The organism is Janthinobacterium sp., assembly GCF_031995485.1.
In the GTDB taxonomy this organism is placed as follows: Bacteria; Pseudomonadota; Gammaproteobacteria; order Burkholderiales; family Burkholderiaceae_D; genus Janthinobacterium.
On the sequence record NZ_DAMAGB010000001.1, the window covers coordinates 199,852 to 218,039 of the forward strand.

The following is an 18,188-nucleotide window of genomic DNA, read 5'->3' on the forward strand; positions in this document are numbered from 1 at the left end:
GCAATGAGTATGAGCGATCCTATCGCCGATATGCTGACCCGCATTCGTAACGCCCAGGGCGTGCAAAAAACGACAGTGGCCATGCCATCGTCGAAAGTCAAAATTGCGATTGCCAACGTCCTGAAGGACGAGGGTTACATTGAAGATTTCGCTGTTGCCGAAGCTGGTGGCAAGGCGGAACTGAAGATCGGTTTGAAGTATTATGTTGGCCGTCCCGTCATCGAGCGCCTCGAGCGCGTGTCCCGTCCGGGCCTGCGCGTCTACAAAGGCAAAGATGACATCCCTGTAGTGATGAATGGCTTGGGTGTGGCGATCGTGTCGACTCCGCAAGGCGTCATGACTGACCGCAAAGCACGCGCTACCGGTGTCGGCGGCGAAGTTATTTGCTACGTGGCTTAAGGAGTTACACATGTCTCGAGTAGCTAAAATGCCTATCGTAGTGCCAGCTGGCGCCGAAGTCGCCATCTCCGCACAAGCGATCACCGTAAAAGGCCCGCTGGGCGTACTTTCCCAGGTCCTCACCGGCCAGGTCAAAGTGGAAAACAATGACGGAACCCTGAGTTTCGACGTGGCGAACGACAGCCGCGAAGCCAATGCCATGTCCGGCACGCTGCGCGCACTGGTCAACAACATGGTCGTCGGCGTCACCAAGGGTTTCGAGAAAAAGCTGAACCTGGTTGGCGTGGGTTACAAGGCGCAAGCTCAAGGCGACAAGCTGAATCTGTCCCTGGGTTTCTCGCACCCTGTAGTGCATGACATGCCAGCCGGCGTTACCTGCGCAACACCAACCCCGACCGAGATCCTGATCAAGGGTATCGACCGTCAACAGGTTGGCCAGGTAGCCGCTGAAGTTCGTGCTTACCGCTCCCCTGAGCCTTATAAAGGCAAGGGCGTTCGCTATGCGGACGAAGTGGTCAAGCTTAAAGAAACCAAGAAGAAGTAATTAGGGGCTGACGATGGATAAGAAAGAATCACGGCTTCGCCGCGGACGCCAAACCCGCATCAAGATTGCGGAATTGAAAGTAAATCGCTTGTCGGTGCATCGCACCAACCTGCACATTTACGCCAACCTGATCAGCCCGGACGCTAAAGTCCTGGTTTCGGCCTCGACGGCTGAAGCGGAAGTTCGCGCTGAACTGGCAGGCCAATCCGGCAAAGGCGGCAATGCCGCTGCTGCAGCCTTGATCGGCAAGCGCGTCGCTGAAAAAGCGTTGAAAGCAGGGATTACCGAAGTTGCGTTTGACCGCTCCGGTTTCCGTTACCACGGCCGTGTGAAAGCGTTGGCAGAAGCCGCACGCGAAGCCGGTCTGAAGTTCTAAGGATCAATCATGGCAAAAATGCAAGCAAAAATGCAAAGCGACAAGCCGGATGATGGCATGCGCGAAAAAATGATCGCGATCAACCGCGTGACCAAAGTGGTCAAGGGTGGTCGTATCATGGGTTTCGCCGCGCTGACCGTAGTTGGTGATGGCGATGGCCGCGTCGGCATGGGCAAGGGCAAATCGAAAGAAGTGCCAGTGGGCGTGCAGAAGGCAATGGAAGAAGCCCGTCGCAACCTGATCAAAGTGCCACTCAAAAACGGTACTCTGCATCACACGGTTGTTGGTCGTCATGGCGCCTCCAAGGTCCTGATGAACCCGGCCAAGCCTGGTACCGGCGTGATCGCTGGTGGCGCAATGCGCGCTATCTTCGAAGTAATGGGCGTGACGGACGTGGTGGCGAAATCCACCGGTTCGAACAACCCTTACAACCTGGTACGCGCTACGCTGGACGGCCTGTCGAAAATGAGCACTGCATCCGATATCGCTGCCAAACGCGGCAAGTCGGTTGAAGACATTCTGGCTTAAGGTGGACAAAATGACAAACACAGTCAAAGTGCAATTGGTCAAGGGCTTGATCGGTACGCGCGAATCGCATCGCGCTACCGTGCGCGGTCTGGGTCTGCGTCGTGTAAATTCGGTTTCCGAACTGCAAGACACCCCATCCGTACGCGGCATGATCAATAAAGTATCGTATCTCGTTAAAGTTGTCGGGTAAGCCTTCGGGCTTACACGAACGGAGCAAATCATGGAATTGAATACTATTGCACCAGCCGAAGGCGCCAAGCACTACAAGCGTCGCGTCGGTCGCGGTATCGGCTCCGGCCTGGGTAAAACCTCGGGTCGTGGTCACAAGGGTCAGAAATCGCGTTCGGGCGGCTTTCATAAAGTTGGTTTCGAAGGCGGTCAGATGCCTCTGCAACGCCGTCTGCCTAAGCGCGGTTTCAAATCGATGCACGCAACCTTCAAAGCTGAAGTGCGCCTGTCCGATCTGAACAACCTGGCTGTTGGCGATGTCGACATTCTGGTCTTGAAGCAAGCTGGCGTTCTGGGCGTGTTGGCCCGTGACGTGCGCGTGATCTTGTCCGGCGAAATCACCAAAGCGGTGAATTTGAAGGGCTTGAAAGTGTCCGCTGGCGCGAAAGCCGCCATCGAAGCAGCCGGCGGCTCGGTAGCCTGAGTTGACCGCTAACAGCTTGATCGGAGCGAAAATTGGCGACTAATCCACAACTTGCTAAAAGTGCAGCGGCCGGTTTCCCCTGGGGACGGCTCTGGTTTTTGCTTGGCGCATTGGTGGTTTATCGTATCGGTGCTCACGTCCCGGTTCCCGGGATTGACCCGACACAATTAGCCTCGCTGTTCAAGGAGCACGAAGGCGGCGTCCTGGGCATGTTCAACATGTTCTCGGGCGGTGCCTTGTCTCGTTTTACAGTGTTTGCGCTGGGTATCATGCCTTATATCTCGGCCTCGATCATCATGCAACTGCTGTCGATCGTGTCACCGCAGATGGAAGCGTTGAAAAAAGAAGGCGAAGCAGGCCGTCGCAAGATCACCCAGTACACCCGGTATTTCACGGTTGCACTGGCGCTGTTTCAGGCGTTGGGTATTGCAGTCGCACTGGAGTCGCAAGCTGGTCTGGTGTTGGAACCTGGTCTTGCATTCCGCTTCGTGACGGTCGTCACTTTGTTGACCGGAACAATGTTTTTGATGTGGTTGGGTGAGCAGATTACCGAGCGTGGCTTGGGTAACGGCATCTCGATCATCATTTTTGCCGGTATTGCAGCAGGTCTGCCTTCCGCACTGGGTGGTTTGTTCAGCCTGGTATCGAATGGTTCGATCGGCAGCTTGGGCGCGATCTTTATCGTGCTGCTGGTAGCCCTGGTCACGTTCTTCGTGGTGTTTGTCGAACGCGGTCAGCGCAAAATATTGGTCAATTACGCGAAGCGCCAGGTAGGCAACAAGATTTATGGCGGTCAAACCAGCCATTTGCCGTTGAAGCTGAACATGGCCGGCGTGATCCCGCCGATCTTTGCTTCTTCGATCATCTTGTTTCCGGCCACTATCGTGGACTGGTTTTCAAAGGGCGCCGACAACGCTAACCCTGCGGTGCGGTTCTTGAAAGATTTGGCAGCATCGATGGGGCCTGGTGAGCCTATCCATGCGCTGTTGTACGCAGTGGCGATCGTGTTTTTCTGTTTCTTCTATACCGCGCTGGTGTTTAACAGCAAGGAAACAGCGGATAACTTGAAGAAGAGCGGTGCGTTCATTCCCGGGATCCGTCCAGGCGAACAGACAGCCCGTTATATCGACAAGATCCTGACACGCTTGACACTTGCCGGCGCAGTCTACATCACCCTGGTGTGTTTATTGCCGGAATTTATGCAGGCCCAGTGGAAGGTACCATTCTATTTCGGCGGTACTTCTTTATTGATTATTGTAGTTGTCACCATGGATTTCATGGCGCAAGTACAGAACTACGTGATGTCGCAGCAATATGATTCACTGCTGCGCAAAGCAAATTTCAAGGGCGGAATTCCGACGCGTTAAGCGCGGTAAACATACCGAATGGCAAAAGACGACGTCATACAGATGCAGGGCGAGATTCTTGAGAATCTCCCAAATGCAACATTTCGAGTGAAGCTGGAGAACGGACACGTGGTGCTCGGGCATATTTCAGGTAAAATGCGGATGAACTATATTCGCATTCTCCCTGGAGACAAGGTGACGGTGGAGTTGACGCCGTACGACCTGAGCCGAGCCCGCATTGTGTTCCGTACCAAGTAACACACTGAATCAAACCAAAGAAGCGAAAGAAAGAGCCCAAAAATGAAAGTTCTCGCATCAGTCAAGCGGATCTGCCGCAACTGCAAGATCATCAAGCGCAAAGGCGTAGTCCGCGTAATCTGCGTGGAACCACGTCACAAGCAGCGTCAAGGTTAATCGAGGAATAACAAATGGCACGTATTGCAGGGGTTAATATCCCAAATCATCAGCATACCGTTATCGGCCTGACAGCCATCTACGGTGTTGGCCGTCCACGCGCAGAGAAAATCTGTGCATCGACCGGTGTAGCAACCAACAAAAAGATCAAAGATCTGGATGACAGCGAACTGGAAAAACTGCGCGATGAAGTAGGTAAATTCATCGTCGAAGGCGATCTGCGTCGTGAACTGTCCATGAACATCAAGCGTTTGATGGATCTGGGTTGCTACCGCGGCATGCGTCATCGCAAGGGTCTGCCTTGCCGTGGCCAGCGTACGCGTACGAACGCACGTACCCGCAAGGGACCGCGTAAAGCCGCTCAATCGCTGAAAAAATAATCCGCTAGGGAATAATTATGGCCAAGTCGCAAAATAACGCCGCATCAGCACGCGTGCGTAAAAAAGTTAAAAAGAACGTCGCTGAAGGCATCGCACATGTCCACGCATCGTTCAATAACACCATCATTACCATCACCGATCGTCAAGGCAATGCCTTGTCGTGGGCTACCTCCGGCGGTGCAGGCTTCAAGGGTTCGCGTAAATCGACCCCATTCGCAGCGCAGGTCGCCGCGGAAGCCGCTGGTAAAGTGGCAGTTGAGTGTGGCGTAAAGAACCTGGAAGTACGTATCAAGGGCCCAGGTCCTGGTCGTGAATCCGCCGTTCGCGCGCTGAACAACCTGGGCATCAAGATCACCGAGATCCAGGACGTGACGCCGGTACCGCACAACGGTTGCCGTCCACCGAAACGTCGTCGTATCTAAGACAGTATTGCAGTAGGCGCTACGGCGCCAGCTGCTCTCTCGTCTGTTGTATTGAGTACAGTTGTGTGAAAACGCTGGAGCAGGGAGCCGGAAACGGTTATACTGCCCGGCTGTTCTTGCCTGTCAAATTGTATTTGACGGGTTTTTCGTTTTCAGCCACCGTCTGATCGCAAGTGAATCAGACTAGCGCCTAACCGCATCAGTGTGTTTGATCATGCATGTGGCTGGGGCGTTATCATTTAAAAAAAGGAAGTATCGTGGCACGTTATATCGGACCTAAAGCAAAACTCTCCCGCCGTGAAGGTACAGACCTGTTCCTGAAGAGCGCACGCCGCTCGCTGGACAGCAAGTGCAAACTGGACGTCAAGCCAGGCCAGCACGGTGTCAAATCCGGCGCCCGCACCTCGGACTACGGTAACCAACTGCGCGAAAAGCAAAAAGTCAAACGCATGTACGGCGTGCTGGAACGTCAATTCCGCCGCTACTTCGCTGAAGCAGACCGTCGTAAAGGCAACACCGGCGAAACGCTGTTGAAGTTGCTGGAAACGCGTCTGGACAACGTTTGCTACCGCATGGGCTTTGGCTCGACCCGCGCTGAAGCGCGTCAACTGGTCAGCCACAAAGCGTTCACCGTGAACGGTATCGTTGTGAACATCGCTTCGTACTCGGTCAAAGTCGGCGACATCATCGCTGTTCGTGAAAAATCGAAAAAGCAAGTGCGTATCGTTGAAGCACTGTCGCTGGCCGAACAAGTTGGTATGCCTAGCTGGGTTTCGGTTGATGCCAAGAAAATGGAAGGTACCTTCAAGTCCCTGCCAGAGCGTAACGAAATCGCCAACGACGTCAACGAATCGCTGATCGTCGAGCTGTACTCGCGTTAATTGTAGTTAGCACCACCACCGCCCACTCAATTTGAGTGGGCGTTTTACCAATATGCCATCAGCCTTATCGGTGTAATGAGCCGAGGGTATTGAAAAGGACATTTCATGCAAAACAGTTTGTTGAAGCCACGTATTATCGATGTTGAAGCTCTCGGTGCAGGTCACGCCAAGGTCGTGATGGAACCGTTCGAGCGCGGCTATGGCCACACATTGGGTAACGCGTTGCGCCGCGTTCTGCTGTCGTCGATGGTGGGCTACGCGCCGACCGAAGTGACGATCGCCGGCGTCGTCCACGAATATTCCTCCCTCGATGGCGTGCAGGAAGACGTCGTCGATCTGTTGCTGAACCTGAAGGGTGTGGTTTTCAAAGTCCACAACCGCGATTCGGTAACCCTGACCCTGAAAAAAGAAGGCGAAGGCGCGATCCTGGCCTCCGACATCGACCTGCCGCATGACGTCGAACTGATCAACCCTGACCACGTGATCGCCCACCTGACCGCCGGTGGCAAGCTGGACATGCAGATCAAGGTTGAAAAAGGCCGCGGCTACGTTCCTGGCAACGTGCGTCGCCTGTCGGAAGACACCAACAAGACCATCGGCCGCATCATCCTGGACGCGTCGTTCTCGCCAGTGCGCCGCGTGTCGTACTTCGTTGAATCGGCTCGCGTCGAACAGCGTACCGACCTGGACAAGCTGATCATCAACATCGAAACCAACGGCGTGATCTCGCCGGAAGAAGCGATCCGCCAGTCGGCCCGCGTCCTGGTGGACCAGTTGAATGTGTTCGCTGCCCTGGAAGGCACGGAAGCCGCCGCAGAAGCACCATCGCGCGCTCCGCTGGTCGATCCTATCCTGTTGCGTCCAGTCGATGACCTGGAGTTGACCGTGCGTTCGGCGAACTGCCTGAAAGCGGAAAACATCTACTACATCGGCGACCTGATCCAGCGTTCGGAAAACGAGCTGCTGAAAACGCCTAACCTGGGCCGCAAATCGCTCAACGAAATCAAGGAAGTGCTGGCATCGCGCGGCCTGACCTTGGGCATGAAGCTGGAAAACTGGCCGCCTGCCGGCCTGGAAAAGTAATTTGAAGTTGTAGCAAACTGCCTGGGACAGGTGTCCCAGGCTTTTATTTTTGAAGTACCAAACCGGCCCGCGATGACGCCTCAGGCAGCATCGATCGAAGAGCTGGATTTAAACTCACTACCGAAAGGATTTACCATGCGTCACGGTCACGGCCTCCGTAAACTGAATCGTACCTCGTCCCACCGTCTGGCTATGCTGCGCAACATGACAGTATCGCTGCTGCGTCACGAAGCGATCAAAACCACCCTGCCAAAAGCAAAAGAACTGCGCCGCGTTGTCGAGCCAATTCTGACCCTGGGCAAAACCGATTCCCTGGCAAACAAGCGTCTGGCCTTCAACCGCCTGCGCGACCGTGAAATGGTCGTCAAGCTGTTCGCCGAACTGGGCCCACGTTTTGCCAACCGTAACGGTGGTTACGTGCGTATCCTGAAAATGGGCTTCCGCGTCGGCGACAATGCTCCTATGGCATTCGTTGAACTGATGGATCGTCCAGATACGACCGAAGCAGTTGAAGTCGCTGGCGAGTAATCCCGGCTGCTGCATCTGAAAAAGCCAGGCCTAGCCTGGCTTTTTTGCTTTCTGCTGCAGCTATCCTTGCTGCGGTGTACTATTCTTCTTTCGCGCCGGCCCCGATGCCCCGCGCGACTCCCAGTCGAATGGTCAAAAAGGTAGTTCATGTCTCGTTTTTCCTACAGCGCCGCTGCGCGCTTGCCCTCGCGTTACTCCTTGTCCCACTGGTTTGCTGCATGCCTGCTGCTGCTGATCGCCGTGTTTGGCGCCAGCCACGCGCGCGCCGACGATGAATTCCTCGATCCCGAACTGGCATTCAAGTTTTCCGCGCGCATGCAGGACCCGGCCACCATTGCCGTGACCTACGTGATCGCCGATGGCTACTATATGTACCACGAGCGCTTCAAGTTCGAGGCCAGCGGCGCCACCTTGGGCACGCCCGTTTTCCCGAAAGGCAAGGTCAAGTTCGATGAAACGTTCCAGAAGAACGTCGAGACCTTCCGCCATACGCTGACCATCACGATCCCCGTGCAGGCCGCCGGCGCCTTCACGCTCAAGTCGACCGGCCAGGGCTGTTCCGACAAGGGCCTGTGCTATGCGCCGCAGGACGCCACCATCAGGCTGGTCGGCGCAGGCGGCCAGAGCATGGCGCCCGGTGCCGTCGCCTCGAAGTTCGCGCTGCCGTCCGCGCCCGCCGTCGACATGCCCGCCGTGGATACCAAGGCCATTAACGGCCCGCAGGCGCAGGCCTCGCCGGGCGTGTCGGTGATGAGCATTCCGCAGGCCGATATCACCAGTACGCCCGATCCCGTGGCCGTTCCGGCCGCGCCGGTGGCCAGTACCGCTGCGGCGCCCGTGGCAACGGAAATGGGCAGCATCGAATCGGCGCTGAAAGGCGGCAAGCTGCTGGTGATCGTGCCGCTGTTCATGCTGCTGGGCCTGGGCCTGGCATTTACCCCGTGCGTGCTGCCGATGGTGCCGATCCTGTCGTCGATTATCGTCGGCGACGGCGGCAAGGTCAGCCGTTCGCGCGGCCTGCTGCTGTCGCTGACGTATGCGCTGGGCATGGCGATTGTCTACACGGCGCTGGGCGTGGCGGCGGGCCTGGCCGGCGAAGGCCTGGCGGCCAAGCTGCAGAACCCGTGGGTGCTGGGTTTTTTTGCGCTGCTGATGGCGGGCCTGTCGCTGTCGATGTTCGGTTTTTATGAACTGCAGGTACCGGCCTTCTTGCAGGGCAAGCTGACGTCCGTGTCGAACCAGCAATCGTCGGGCCGCCTGGCCGGCGTGTTCGTGATGGGCGCGATTTCGGCCCTGATCGTGGGGCCATGCGTGGCCGCTCCGCTGGCCGGCGCCTTGCTGTACATCAGCCAGACGCGCGATGTGGTCATCGGCGGCAGCGCGCTGTTCGCGATGGCGGTCGGCATGAGCGTGCCGCTGATCCTGGTCGGCGTCTCGGCCGGCGCCTTGCTGCCGCGCGCCGGCGCCTGGATGGATGCCGTGAAACGTTTCTTTGGCGTCCTGCTGCTGGGCGTGGCCTGGTGGCTGGTGTCGCCGGTGCTGCCGGGCGCGCTGCAGATGCTGGGCTGGACGGCGCTGTTCGTCGGCTACGGCATGTATTTGCTGGTGGGCAAAAGTTCGTCGAAAAACGCCTGGATCGCGAAAGCCTTCGGCCTGGTATTTGCCGTGCTGGGCGTGGTGCAGCTGGTGGGCGTGGCCAGCGGTGGCCGCGATCCGCTGGCACCCTTGGCGCATCTCGGGGGCGGACAGGTTCACGCACAGCCCTTCGTGCGCGTGAAAACCGTGGCGCAGCTGGACGCGGCGCTGGCGCAATTGAACGGCAAGACGGCGCTGCTCGATTTTTATGCCGACTGGTGCGTGTCGTGCAAGGAAATGGAAAAGCTGACGTTCGTCGCGCCTGCCGTGCGCGACAAGATGGGCATGTCGGTGCTGCTGCAGGTCGATGTCACGGCCAATGACGCGGACGACAAGGCCATGCTGAAACGCTTCCAGCTGTTCGGCCCGCCGGGCATCATCATGTTCGACCCGCAGGGCCGGGAGATCCCCCATTCGCGCGTGATCGGGTTCCAGAATGCGGAGACGTTTTTGGCGTCGCTCTCCAAGCTGGACAAGCAGGTCGGATCAGGCCGCAGGCCGTAATCCGACACCATTGTTGGCACCGGCGGTTGTCGGATTACGCGCTTGCGCGCTAATCCGACCTATGCCGGCTTGTGGTCCGGGCCGCCACGGTGGCCATGATGGCCGCGCATCCCACCATGCTTGCCACCCGGCACGCTGTCATCAAACACTTTCTTCTGCTCCGGCGTCAGCACCGCATAAAACGTCTTCAGCGATGCCAGGCGGCTTTCCTGGCCGGCGATGCGTTCCTTCGACATGGCGATCCACTGCTCCATGCGCTCTGGCGCCGACAGCCGGGCAAATGCCTCGCGCTTGGCCTTCCAGTCGCCATTCGGCTTTTTCGGCGCATTGGCGGCCTTGAAAGCGGTCCAGGCCGGTTCCTGGGCGGCCGTCAGCTTCAGCTTGTCGTGCAGGCGGGCCTGGTATTTCGCCATGCGTTCGCCATGATTGCCGCGCTCGCCGCGGTGTTCACCACGCGGGCCGCCGCGGTGACCTTCCGGCACCACCCTGGCGTTGGCGGGTGTGCTCGCTGCCGGGGCGCTGGCGGCGGCTTGCTGGGCGTGGACGGTCAGCGAGGCGGCACCCATGCCGAGTACGCTCATGGCGACGATCAGGTGTTTGCGTACGGTGTGAAATGAGGTGTTCATCTGGATTCCTTTATGAGTGATGAGGACATGTACATGTCTGTGCACATGAATCCAGTGTGGGCGCGCCATGTTTCTCCGAAGTGTCCGCTGTCCGACAGTTTGTATCCGTATGTTTCGTCACATGGTCTATATACAAGACGATACAAATACGCTGTGCACACCCCTCTGAAGTGGGGATAATTCAGTCATGGAACCCACTTCTACAATACTCATCGTCGACGACGACCGCGATATCCGCAGCCTGCTGGCGGATTACCTGGAAACCAATGCCTACCGCACGCTCGGCGCGGCCGATGGCACGGCCATGTGGAAGGTGCTCGACGAAACCCGGCCCGACCTGATCGTGCTGGACCTGAACCTGCCCGGCGACGACGGCCTGACCCTGTGCCGCAAGCTGCGCGCACAGTCGACCGTGCCGGTGATCATGCTGACGGCCCGCAACGAACCGCTGGACCGCATCCTGGGCCTGGAGATGGGCGCCGACGATTACCTGCCGAAACCGTTCGAGCCGCGCGAGCTGCTGGCGCGCATCCGCAGCGTGCTGCGCCGCAGCCATGCGATGCCGTCGAATGCGCCGTCCGACAAGGCCCAGCAGATCCGTTTTTCCGGCTGGACGCTGGACCTGACGGCGCGCCACCTGCTCAATCCGACCGGCGTGGTGATCATGCTGTCGGGCGCCGAGTTCCGTTTGCTGCGCGTGTTCCTCGAGCATCCGAACCGCGTGCTCAACCGCGACCAGCTGCTGAACCTGACGCAGGGGCGCGACGCCGATCCGTTCGACCGCTCGATCGACATCCAGATCAGCCGCCTGCGCCAGAAACTCGGCGAAGACGCGCGCCTGCCTCAGATCATCAAGACCGTGCGCAACGGCGGCTATGTGCTGGCCGGCCAGGTCAATGTGGAGCCGCACGCGTGAAGGCCTTTCTCGGCTCGATGACCGGGCGCGTCTTCATGTTCCTGTTGCTGGGCGTGGTGGCCTCGGCCGCGCTGACGCAGTGGCTGGCCGTGGGCGAACGCCAGCGCGCCATCGAGCAGTACCGCGACTATCACGCCGTCGAACGGGCCGAGCAGCTGGTGATGTCGACCGACATGGTGCCGCTGGCCTCGCGCGCGGCCTATTTGAAGGTGGCCAACAAGGGCAGCGTGCGGCTCGAATTGCGCCCCGATGCCGAGCACAGGGCCGGTGCGCCGACCGAGTTTTCCAGCGCGCTGCAGGCCAAGCTGGGCGAGGCGTTCAAGGTGACCGCGCTGGCGCAGTTGCCCGAGGCCTGCGTCAAGCCGCGCACGTCGCCCGGCCTGTTTGCGCCCAAGCCGTGGGGCGGCACCTGCGAAAGCCTGGACGTGCGCATGCAGGACGGCCACATGCTGCGCCTGCTGGTGTTGCCGCCGCGCCAGCAGCCGCCATTCAACGAACACAACGACTGGATGACGCTGCTGCCTTTCCTGATCAGCATCGCCATCATCGCGTTCCTCGTCACCCGCATGACCATGCGGCCGCTGAAGCAGCTGGCGCAGGCGGCCAAGGACCTGGGCAACGACATCAACCATCCGCCGTTGACGCTGACGGGCGCCAGTGAAATCCGCCAGGCCAGCGCGGCTTTCAACGCCATGCAGGCGCGTATCCGCCAGCATATCTTCCAGCGCACGCAGATGCTGGCCGCCATCACGCATGACCTGCAGACGCCGCTCACGCGATTGCGGCTGCGGCTGGAAAAAGTGGCCGATTCGGAACTGTACGAGCGCCTGGTGGGGGATTTGTCGGCCATGCAGAGCATGGTCAAGGAAGGGCTGGACCTGGCCCGTTCGATGGACAGCACCGAAGCGATGCAGGCGCTCGACCTCGACTCGCTGCTCGACAGCGTGGTGTCGGACGCCACCGACGCCGGCCAGAACGTGACCCTGGACGGCCATGCCGGCATGGCCCTGATGGGGCGGCCGATCGCCATGCGGCGCTGCCTGGTCAACCTGATCGACAACGCCGTCAAATATGGCCAGTACGCGCAAGTGACGGTCGAGCGGCTGACGGGGTCGGCGCGCATCCGTATCCGCGACGGCGGCCCCGGCATAGCTCCCGACCAGCTGGCCAAGGTGTTCGAACCGTTCTACCGCATCGAGACCTCGCGTTCGCGCGAATCGGGCGGCACGGGCCTGGGCCTGACGATCGCGCGCAATATCGCCGAGCAGCACGGCGCCACGGTTTTGTTGTCCAACCATGCGGAAGGCGGGTTGGAAGTGACGCTGGTGGTGCCCCAATATTACGCCGGAAAGTGAGCGTTTTTACGTGACATTTTCATGAGACAATATCGCCCTTAATGCCTTAAGGCAATTAAATTCAACCTGCAAATCCGCGCCGAGACAGCGTGACGAATAATGAAAAAAACTAGCCTGGCAATCCTGGTCGGTGCCGCCCTGTGTATCGGTGGCGGCATCTGGTATTTCAATCATCAGCCTGCCGACAAGGCCAGGGCGGGGGCGGCAGGCAAGAGCGGGGGCCAGGCGCCCACCAGCGTCAGCGTGGTCAAGCCCGTGCGCCAGGACGTGCCCATCGTGCTGCAGGCCAATGGCAGCGTGACGCCGATCAGCAGCGTCGAACTGCATCCGCAAACCACCAGCACGATTGCCAAGGTCCATATCAAGGAAGGCCAGTACGTCAAGCAGGGCGAGCTGATGTTCACGCTCGACGCGCGCACCGAAAGCGCGAATGTCGACAAGGCCCAGGCGCAGGTGCTGCGCGACCGCGCCTCGGTGCAGGATTTCGAGCGCCAGCTCAAGCGCAGCAACGATTTGCTGAGCAAGAATTTCATCGCCCAGGGCGCCGTCGATACCCTGCAAAGCCAGCTCGACGCGGCGCGCGCCTTGCTGGCCGCCGACCAGGCCGCCTTGCGCGCGGCGCAGGTCGATTCCAGTTATACCGTGTTGCGCGCGCCCTTGAGCGGACGCGTGGGCGCCATCGGCGTGTATCCGGGCAGCCTGGTGCAGCCGACCGTGTCGCTGACCAGCATTACCCAGCTCGATCCGATCGACGTGGTGTTCACCTTGCCGGAAAGCAGTTTGTCGTCCCTGCTGTCGGCGCAAAAGGCGGGCGAGGTGGCCGTCACGGCGCTGCTGGCAGATGCCGGCGGCAAACAGGTCAGCGGCAAGCTCAACTTCATCGACAACGCGGTCGATCCGACCTCGGGCATGATCAAGGTCAAGGCCCGTTTCGGCAATACGCAGACTGACCTGTGGCCAGGCCAGTACATCAACACCCAGCTGACCGTCAGGACGCTCAAGGATGCGCTGGTGATTCCGCAAAACGCCATCATCACCAGCACCAGCGGCACGCTGGTGTATACGATGCAGGCCGACAATACCGCCAAGGCCAACAAGGTCACGCGCGTGCATGCGTTCGGCCTCAATGCCGTGGTGACGGGTCTCAACGGCGATGAGCAGGTGATTGTCGATGGCAAGCAGAACCTGCGGCCCGGCAGCAAGGTGCGCCTGGCAGAAAAACGCCCTGATGCGCCGGCCGCCGCGCCCGCCATGCCAGCCACCCCGTCGGACAAGCCAGCATGAACCTGTCCGAACTGAGCATTCGCCGCCCCGTGATGGTGGTGCTGTTGTCCATCAGCATTATCCTGGCCGGTGTACTGGCCTATCTGCACATCCCCGTGGCAGCCTTGCCGAGCTATAACACGCCCGTCATCAACGTCAGCGCGGACCTGGCCGGCGCCAGTCCCGAGACCATGGCCTCGTCGGTGGCCTTGCCGCTGGAAAAGCAGTTTTCCACGATTTCGGGCCTGAGCCTGATCACCTCCACCAGCACGCTGGGCAATACGTCGCTGACGCTGGAGTTCGATTCCAGCATCAACGTCAATGAAGCGGCGGTCGACGTGCAGGCGGCGCTGCTGCGCGCGCAGCGCCAGTTGCCGACCGAAATGACGGACCTGCCGTCCTACCGCAAGGTCAACCCGGCTGACGCGCCGGTGCTGTTCATCCAGATGACTTCGCCATCGCTGAACCTGTCGGACCTGAACGACTACGCGGAAAACCTGATCGCGCCGAGCCTGTCAACCCTGCCGGGCGTGGCGCAGGTGGTGGTCAACGGCCAGAAGCGCTTTGCCGTGCGCGTGCGGGCGCGTGCCGACCTGATGAATGCGCGCGACCTGACGATGGACGAGCTGGCCACGGCGCTGCGCACCTCGAACACCAATTCGCCGCTGGGCATCCTCGATGGTCCGAGCCAGACCCTGACCATCCAGGGCAATCCGCAGATGATGAAAGCGGCCGATTTTTCCGAGCTGATCGTTGCCAGCCGCAATGGCCAGCCGGTGCGCCTGAAGGACGTGGCCGAAGTCGAGGACAGCTTCCAGTCGATCAAGGCGGTCGGCAGTTTCAACGGCGAGCGCTCGATCAGCCTGATGGTGCAGCGCCAGCCCGACGCCAACACGGTGCAGGTGGTCGATGGCGTGCGCCGCCTGCTGCCGGGTTTCAAGGAGCAGCTGCCCCAATCGATCCAGATCAGCCTGGTCAACGACCGCTCGCTGTCGATCCGCGAAGCGATCCACGACGTCAACCTGACCCTGGCCTTGACGGTGGTGCTGGTGGTGCTGGTGATCTTCCTGTTCCTGCACCGCGCGGCCGCCACCTTTATTCCCGCCGTCACCATGCCGATTTCGCTGCTGGGCGCCTTGGCTCTGCTGTACTGGCTCGGCTACAGCCTGGACAATATCTCGCTGCTGGGCATTACGCTGGCTGTCGGCCTGGTGGTCGATGACGCCATCGTGGTGCTGGAAAACATCGTGCGCCATATCGAGATGGGCAAGAAGCCGATCCAGGCGGCGCTGACAGGCGCGAAAGAGATGGGCTTTACCATTATCTCGATTTCCGTCTCGCTGGTGGCCGTGTTCATTCCGATCTTCTTCATGCCGGGCGTGATCGGCCTGCTGTTCCATGAATTTGCCGTGGTGGTCTCGCTGTCGATCCTGGTGTCGGCCATCGTATCCTTGACGCTGGTGCCGATGCTGGCCAGCCGCTTCCTGCCGGCCGGCGCGCAAGGGCATGACCACGCCCAGGAAAAAACCTTTATCGGACGCCACTTCGAGGCCGGTTTCACGCGCCTGCGCAATGGCTATGTGCATGTGCTCGACAAGGCGCTGGCGCACCGCACGGTGGTGCTGCTGATCGCCGTCTGCACGTTCGCGCTGACGGTGCTGCTGTATGCCACCATACCGAAGGGTTTCTTCCCCGAAGAAGACCTGGGCCAGATCCAGGTCAATACGGAAGCGTCGGAAGATATCTCGTCCGAAGCCTTGCAGGCCCTGCAGGCGCGCATGGCGGCCGTGATCAAGGCCGACCCCAGCGTGCAGGACGTGACCTCGTTTGTCGGCGGCGGCAATACGGGCCGCATGTTCATGGTCCTGAAGCCGCGCGACCAGCGGCCGAAAATGCCGGTGGTGCTGGAAAACCTGCGCCGGGCGACCAGCGCCGTGCCCGGCATGGCCGTGTATTTCCGCCCCGTGCAGAACTTGCAGCTGGGCGGGCGTCAAAGTAAAAGCCGCTATCAATACACCCTGCAAAGCGTCAGCCCCGACGCCCTCAATGACTGGGCCGAAAAATTCCTGGCCGGCATGCGCGCCGATCCGGCCTTCCGCGATGTCACCAGCGACTCGCAGATCAAGGGCTTGCAGGCGTCACTGAAAATCGACCGCGACAAGGCCAATATGCTGGGCGTGCAGATGTCCGATATCCGCACGGCGCTGTACAGCGCGTTTGGCGAGCGCCAGGTATCGACCATCTATTCCTCGGCCGCCAGCTACTATGTGATCCTGGAAGCGGCCACGCCGGACCGCCAGTACGACGATGCGCTCACGCGCGTGTCGGTGCGCAGCAAGACGGGCGAACTGGTGAAACTGTCGAGCATTGCCCGCGTCGAACGCACCATCGGCCCGACTTCCGTCAACCACCAGGGCCAGCTGCAGGCCGTCACCATTGCCTTCAACCTGGCGCCAGATGTGCCGCTGGGGATTGCCACCGGCAAGATCGACGTGATGAGCAAGGACATGAACCTGCCGGCCTCCATCATCACCCGCTATGGCGGCGATGCGGCCGTGTTCCAGGATTCGCAATCGAGCCAGATCATCCTGATCATCGCCGCGCTGGCCGTCATCTATGTGCTGCTGGGGGTATTGTACGAAAGCTATATCCACCCGCTGACCATCCTGGCCGGCCTGCCATCGGCGGCGGTCGGCGCGCTGTTGACCCTGCGCCTGTTCGGCATGGACCTGACCATGATCGCGATTATCGGTATCCTGATGCTGATCGGCATCGTCAAGAAAAACGCCATCATGATGATCGACTTTGCCCTGCATGCGCAGCGCAACGAAGGCCTGGCGCCGTTTGACGCGATCCGCCAGGCCTGCATCCTGCGCTTCCGCCCGATCATGATGACCTCGGCGGCGGCGCTGATGGGCGCCTTGCCGATCGCGCTGGGCCTCGGTGCCGGCGCCGAGCTGCGCCAGCCACTGGGCCTGGCGGTAGTGGGCGGGCTGATCTTCTCGCAAGTGATCACGCTGTTCATCACGCCGGTGATCTACCTGTTCCTCGATAAATACAGCGGCACGGGGCCGATGACGGATGAACAACTGGTAGCGCTCGACAACAAGGCCTGACTCGGAGGCTTTCCGTCAGCCGGCGCGCTTTTCTTCATGAACGGCGCGCCGTTTTTATATTACCTGGCTGTAAGAACCGTGATACATACGGTAACAACCATCAAGAGCCGCTTCGGCTACTCTGCATGGCGGTGCAAGGAATGCCGCTATCCTGTAGGCTTCGGGTGGGATGACGCTGCAAGTGTTCCCAAACGCGCGCCGCTCTGGCACTATGACTGCCTGTAAGATCACTGCTATAAAGAAAGCACGATTTATTTTGCATGACACGACCCACCCGATGGCTGCCGATACCGGCTATTGCCCCACCTGCGGGCAATTGATCCAGCCGCCACTGGCCTACGGCGCGAAGACCAGCAACCGCCGCAAGGTGGTGCTGGGCGTGTCTGTCCTGCTGCACGTGCTGATTGCCGCGTATGCCTTGCTGCATACCGAAACCATCCAGAAGATTCCGCCGGTCAAGAAGGAAAGCGCGATGGTGTATATCGCGCCGATGAAGGACAAGCCGCAGCCGAAGCCGCAGCCCAAGCCGACGCCCAAGCCCACGCCAAAGCCCAAGGAAACCAAGGTCGCCAAGGTCAAGCCGCCGCCGACGCCAAGAAAGCCGGTGGAGGTCAGCAAGGGCGCGCAGACCGAGAAGCCGAAGCTGGAAACGTTTACGCCGCCACTGGTGTCGAAAGTGCCGTTGCCGCCGCCACCAGCCGAAGACATGGGCGCCATGGTCGAGCAGCGCCGCCAGCAGCGCCAGGCGCAGCAGCCGGCGCAGCCGGCCGAGGAAAGCGAAAACGACCGCGCCATGCGCGTGGCCAAGGCCAATATCGCCGGCGCCCAGGGCAAGAACTCGGGCAGCGACCGCGAGGATTCGGGCGGCGTGTTTTCCATCGTTAACCAGACCTCGTTCAGCGCCGAAGTCAAGTTCAAGGGCTGGAACGGCAACTTCAAGCGCAACTGGCTGAAGCAGGAAAAAGTCGAGATCGGCAATGAACCCGATATCGAATCGGCCATCATCAAGAAGATGATCCAGCTGATCCGTGCCGAAAAGCCGGGCGACTTCGTGTGGGAATCGCGCCGCCTGGGCCGCAACGTCAACCTCAGCGCCCGCGTCGAGGATACAGCCGAGCTGACGGCCTTTTTGCGCCAGGAATTCTTTTCCGAGAAGCAGCGCCCCGGACGGCGCTAAGTTCCTGCCATAAAAAAAGGCGGCTCACCGAACAGTGAGCCGC

General features: G+C 59.9%; 21 protein-coding genes. 20 read left to right on the forward strand and 1 reads right to left on the reverse strand.

Features of this window, described 5'->3' with window-relative positions; all coding sequences use genetic code 11:
• Window positions 1-3: 3 nt before the first annotated feature.
• The 15 genes from rpsH (at window position 4) to dsbD (ending at window position 9,692) form a co-directional block, all read left to right on the forward strand.
• The gene (rpsH, locus tag RTQ46_RS00935) at window positions 4-399 is read left to right on the forward strand and encodes a 30S ribosomal protein S8 (protein ID WP_065310146.1); all 396 of its coding nucleotides are present in this window, start codon (window positions 4-6) and stop codon (window positions 397-399) included.
• Window positions 400-409: 10 nt separating this feature from the next.
• Entirely contained in the window at window positions 410-943 is a 534-nt protein-coding gene (gene rplF / locus RTQ46_RS00940; protein WP_312434006.1) for a 50S ribosomal protein L6, read from the forward strand.
• Window positions 944-956: 13 nt separating this feature from the next.
• Entirely contained in the window at window positions 957-1,319 is a 363-nt protein-coding gene (gene rplR / locus RTQ46_RS00945) for a 50S ribosomal protein L18 (RefSeq protein ID WP_010394431.1), read from the forward strand.
• 9 nt (window positions 1,320-1,328) lie between these two features.
• Complete coding sequence (gene rpsE / locus RTQ46_RS00950) at window positions 1,329-1,847, forward strand: 30S ribosomal protein S5 (RefSeq protein WP_010394433.1); 519 nt, start codon at window positions 1,329-1,331, stop codon at window positions 1,845-1,847.
• Between the two features lie 10 nt (window positions 1,848-1,857).
• Complete coding sequence (rpmD, locus tag RTQ46_RS00955; protein ID WP_010394435.1) at window positions 1,858-2,037, forward strand: 50S ribosomal protein L30; 180 nt, start codon at window positions 1,858-1,860, stop codon at window positions 2,035-2,037.
• Between the two features lie 30 nt (window positions 2,038-2,067).
• A complete protein-coding gene (rplO, locus tag RTQ46_RS00960; RefSeq protein ID WP_034753211.1) occupies window positions 2,068-2,499 on the forward strand; it encodes a 50S ribosomal protein L15 in 432 nt (143 codons plus the stop codon).
• A gap of 32 nt (window positions 2,500-2,531) precedes the next feature.
• Window positions 2,532-3,866 (forward strand): preprotein translocase subunit SecY, encoded by a 1,335-nt coding sequence (gene secY / locus RTQ46_RS00965; RefSeq protein WP_094442958.1) that lies wholly within the window; start codon window positions 2,532-2,534, stop codon window positions 3,864-3,866.
• A gap of 18 nt (window positions 3,867-3,884) precedes the next feature.
• Window positions 3,885-4,103 (forward strand): translation initiation factor IF-1, encoded by a 219-nt coding sequence (gene infA, locus RTQ46_RS00970; protein WP_005663428.1) that lies wholly within the window; start codon window positions 3,885-3,887, stop codon window positions 4,101-4,103.
• Between the two features lie 42 nt (window positions 4,104-4,145).
• Entirely contained in the window at window positions 4,146-4,259 is a 114-nt protein-coding gene (gene rpmJ / locus RTQ46_RS00975; protein ID WP_010394471.1) for a 50S ribosomal protein L36, read from the forward strand.
• A 14-nt stretch (window positions 4,260-4,273) separates the two neighbouring features.
• Window positions 4,274-4,639 (forward strand): 30S ribosomal protein S13, encoded by a 366-nt coding sequence (rpsM, locus tag RTQ46_RS00980; protein WP_046681666.1) that lies wholly within the window; start codon window positions 4,274-4,276, stop codon window positions 4,637-4,639.
• A 17-nt stretch (window positions 4,640-4,656) separates the two neighbouring features.
• Window positions 4,657-5,061 carry a 30S ribosomal protein S11 gene (gene rpsK, locus RTQ46_RS00985; protein ID WP_010394475.1) on the forward strand — a complete coding sequence of 135 codons (405 nt, stop codon included), beginning with the start codon at window positions 4,657-4,659 and terminating at the stop codon, window positions 5,059-5,061.
• A 257-nt stretch (window positions 5,062-5,318) separates the two neighbouring features.
• Complete coding sequence (rpsD, locus tag RTQ46_RS00990) at window positions 5,319-5,942, forward strand: 30S ribosomal protein S4 (protein WP_038496998.1); 624 nt, start codon at window positions 5,319-5,321, stop codon at window positions 5,940-5,942.
• A gap of 105 nt (window positions 5,943-6,047) precedes the next feature.
• A complete protein-coding gene (locus tag RTQ46_RS00995; RefSeq protein ID WP_008444343.1) occupies window positions 6,048-7,025 on the forward strand; it encodes a DNA-directed RNA polymerase subunit alpha in 978 nt (325 codons plus the stop codon).
• A gap of 135 nt (window positions 7,026-7,160) precedes the next feature.
• Window positions 7,161-7,553, forward strand: a complete 393-nt coding sequence (rplQ, locus tag RTQ46_RS01000; protein ID WP_034753219.1) for a 50S ribosomal protein L17 — start codon at window positions 7,161-7,163, stop codon at window positions 7,551-7,553.
• 147 nt (window positions 7,554-7,700) lie between these two features.
• Window positions 7,701-9,692 (forward strand): protein-disulfide reductase DsbD, encoded by a 1,992-nt coding sequence (gene dsbD / locus RTQ46_RS01005; RefSeq protein ID WP_312434007.1) that lies wholly within the window; start codon window positions 7,701-7,703, stop codon window positions 9,690-9,692.
• Between the two features lie 59 nt (window positions 9,693-9,751).
• Here dsbD and RTQ46_RS01010 read toward each other — a convergent pair whose 3' ends face one another.
• Window positions 9,752-10,318 (reverse strand): Spy/CpxP family protein refolding chaperone, encoded by a 567-nt coding sequence (locus RTQ46_RS01010; protein WP_312434008.1) that lies wholly within the window; start codon window positions 10,316-10,318, stop codon window positions 9,752-9,754.
• 187 nt (window positions 10,319-10,505) lie between these two features.
• Here RTQ46_RS01010 and RTQ46_RS01015 point away from each other — a divergent pair, with 187 nt between their 5' ends.
• The 5 genes from RTQ46_RS01015 (at window position 10,506) to RTQ46_RS01035 (ending at window position 18,145) form a co-directional block, all read left to right on the forward strand.
• Window positions 10,506-11,234: a response regulator gene (locus tag RTQ46_RS01015; RefSeq protein WP_312434009.1), complete on the forward strand. Its 729-nt coding sequence runs from the start codon at window positions 10,506-10,508 to the stop codon at window positions 11,232-11,234.
• Complete coding sequence (locus tag RTQ46_RS01020; protein WP_312434011.1) at window positions 11,231-12,589, forward strand: ATP-binding protein; 1,359 nt, start codon at window positions 11,231-11,233, stop codon at window positions 12,587-12,589. Before RTQ46_RS01015 ends, RTQ46_RS01020 begins: the two co-directional genes overlap by 4 nt.
• A gap of 99 nt (window positions 12,590-12,688) precedes the next feature.
• Window positions 12,689-13,873 carry an efflux RND transporter periplasmic adaptor subunit gene (locus tag RTQ46_RS01025; RefSeq protein ID WP_312434013.1) on the forward strand — a complete coding sequence of 395 codons (1,185 nt, stop codon included), beginning with the start codon at window positions 12,689-12,691 and terminating at the stop codon, window positions 13,871-13,873.
• The gene (locus RTQ46_RS01030) at window positions 13,870-16,968 is read left to right on the forward strand and encodes an efflux RND transporter permease subunit (RefSeq protein WP_312434014.1); all 3,099 of its coding nucleotides are present in this window, start codon (window positions 13,870-13,872) and stop codon (window positions 16,966-16,968) included. Before RTQ46_RS01025 ends, RTQ46_RS01030 begins: the two co-directional genes overlap by 4 nt.
• A 256-nt stretch (window positions 16,969-17,224) precedes the next feature.
• On the forward strand, window positions 17,225-18,145 hold the full coding sequence (locus tag RTQ46_RS01035) for a hypothetical protein (RefSeq protein ID WP_312434015.1): 921 nt from the start codon (window positions 17,225-17,227) through the stop codon (window positions 18,143-18,145).
• Window positions 18,146-18,188: the final 43 nt, after the last annotated feature.

Coding starts and splice junctions, on each gene's coding strand:
- RTQ46_RS01010 (WP_312434008.1), bottom strand. CDS start 10,318: ATGAACACCTCATTTCACACCGTACGCAAACACCTGATCGTCGCCATG.
- rplR (WP_010394431.1), top strand. CDS start 957: ATGGATAAGAAAGAATCACGGCTTCGCCGCGGACGCCAAACCCGCATC.
- rpsM (WP_046681666.1), top strand. CDS start 4,274: ATGGCACGTATTGCAGGGGTTAATATCCCAAATCATCAGCATACCGTT.
- infA (WP_005663428.1), top strand. CDS start 3,885: ATGGCAAAAGACGACGTCATACAGATGCAGGGCGAGATTCTTGAGAAT.
- rpmD (WP_010394435.1), top strand. CDS start 1,858: ATGACAAACACAGTCAAAGTGCAATTGGTCAAGGGCTTGATCGGTACG.
- rplQ (WP_034753219.1), top strand. CDS start 7,161: ATGCGTCACGGTCACGGCCTCCGTAAACTGAATCGTACCTCGTCCCAC.
- rpsE (WP_010394433.1), top strand. CDS start 1,329: ATGGCAAAAATGCAAGCAAAAATGCAAAGCGACAAGCCGGATGATGGC.
- rplO (WP_034753211.1), top strand. CDS start 2,068: ATGGAATTGAATACTATTGCACCAGCCGAAGGCGCCAAGCACTACAAG.
- rplF (WP_312434006.1), top strand. CDS start 410: ATGTCTCGAGTAGCTAAAATGCCTATCGTAGTGCCAGCTGGCGCCGAA.
- rpsH (WP_065310146.1), top strand. CDS start 4: ATGAGTATGAGCGATCCTATCGCCGATATGCTGACCCGCATTCGTAAC.
- RTQ46_RS00995 (WP_008444343.1), top strand. CDS start 6,048: ATGCAAAACAGTTTGTTGAAGCCACGTATTATCGATGTTGAAGCTCTC.
- RTQ46_RS01025 (WP_312434013.1), top strand. CDS start 12,689: ATGAAAAAAACTAGCCTGGCAATCCTGGTCGGTGCCGCCCTGTGTATC.
- rpmJ (WP_010394471.1), top strand. CDS start 4,146: ATGAAAGTTCTCGCATCAGTCAAGCGGATCTGCCGCAACTGCAAGATC.
- rpsK (WP_010394475.1), top strand. CDS start 4,657: ATGGCCAAGTCGCAAAATAACGCCGCATCAGCACGCGTGCGTAAAAAA.
- dsbD (WP_312434007.1), top strand. CDS start 7,701: ATGTCTCGTTTTTCCTACAGCGCCGCTGCGCGCTTGCCCTCGCGTTAC.
- RTQ46_RS01015 (WP_312434009.1), top strand. CDS start 10,506: ATGGAACCCACTTCTACAATACTCATCGTCGACGACGACCGCGATATC.
- RTQ46_RS01030 (WP_312434014.1), top strand. CDS start 13,870: ATGAACCTGTCCGAACTGAGCATTCGCCGCCCCGTGATGGTGGTGCTG.